This window comes from Sporosarcina sp. P17b, assembly GCF_002743115.1.
Classification (GTDB): Bacteria; Bacillota; Bacilli; order Bacillales_A; family Planococcaceae; genus Sporosarcina; species Sporosarcina ureae_C.
On sequence record NZ_PDYP01000043.1, the window covers coordinates 1 to 778 of the forward strand.

6 tRNA genes and 1 rRNA gene are annotated in these 778 nt (G+C 49.6%); all 7 read right to left on the reverse strand.

The window, feature by feature from the left end:
• Nucleotides 1-30: 30 nt before the first annotated feature.
• Nucleotides 31-119, reverse strand: a tRNA-Leu gene (locus CSV76_RS16965).
• A gap of 16 nt (nucleotides 120-135) precedes the next feature.
• A tRNA-Gly gene (locus CSV76_RS16970) sits at nucleotides 136-207 on the reverse strand.
• Nucleotides 208-215: 8 nt separating this feature from the next.
• Nucleotides 216-297, reverse strand: a tRNA-Leu gene (locus CSV76_RS16975).
• A 21-nt stretch (nucleotides 298-318) separates the two neighbouring features.
• Nucleotides 319-394 (reverse strand) — tRNA-Lys (locus CSV76_RS16980).
• Nucleotides 395-402: 8 nt separating this feature from the next.
• Nucleotides 403-478: transfer RNA gene (locus CSV76_RS16985), tRNA-Thr, on the reverse strand.
• A gap of 14 nt (nucleotides 479-492) precedes the next feature.
• A tRNA-Val gene (locus CSV76_RS16990) sits at nucleotides 493-568 on the reverse strand.
• Between the two features lie 88 nt (nucleotides 569-656).
• Nucleotides 657-772, reverse strand: a 5S ribosomal RNA gene (gene rrf / locus CSV76_RS16995).
• Between the last annotated feature and the right edge of the window lie 6 nt (nucleotides 773-778).

The window sequence follows — 778 nt, forward strand, 5'->3', positions numbered from 1 at the left end:
TGAGCTACAGGCGCATACTATGAAATTAATTGGTGCCGAGAACCGGAATCGAACCGGTACGGTAGTCACCTACCGCAGGATTTTAAGTCCTGTGCGTCTGCCAGTTCCGCCACCCCGGCAAGAGTGGAAAATAAAAGCGGAAGACGGGATTCGAACCCGCGACCCCGACCTTGGCAAGGTCGTATTCTACCACTGAACTACTTCCGCATAAAAGATGCGGGTGAAGGGAGTCGAACCCCCACGCCCGAAGGCACTAGATCCTAAGTCTAGCGTGTCTGCCAGTTCCACCACACCCGCAATATAACAATTGTAAAGAAATGGTGAGCCGTACAGGATTCGAACCTGTGACCCTCTGATTAAAAGTCAGATGCTCTACCAACTGAGCTAACGGCTCGTACTAAGTGGTGCCGGCGAAAGGACTTGAACCCTCAACCTACTGATTACAAGTCAGTTGCTCTACCAGTTGAGCTACACCGGCAAGTGTAGAATATATGGTGGAGGATGACGGGCTCGAACCGCCGACCCCCTGCTTGTAAGGCAGGTGCTCTCCCAGCTGAGCTAATCCTCCTGGGTATAATTAAAATTAATTTGTTCTTGTTCTTTTGAATCACTAGATTATGTATAACACATTTAGTGTTGATCTTAAGAAAAGAATTGCCTGGCGACGTCTTACTCTCACAGGGGGAAACCCCCAACTACCATCAGCGCTGAAGAGCTTAACTTCCGTGTTCGGTATGGGAACGGGTGTGACCTCTTCGCCATCGTCACCAGACTATGT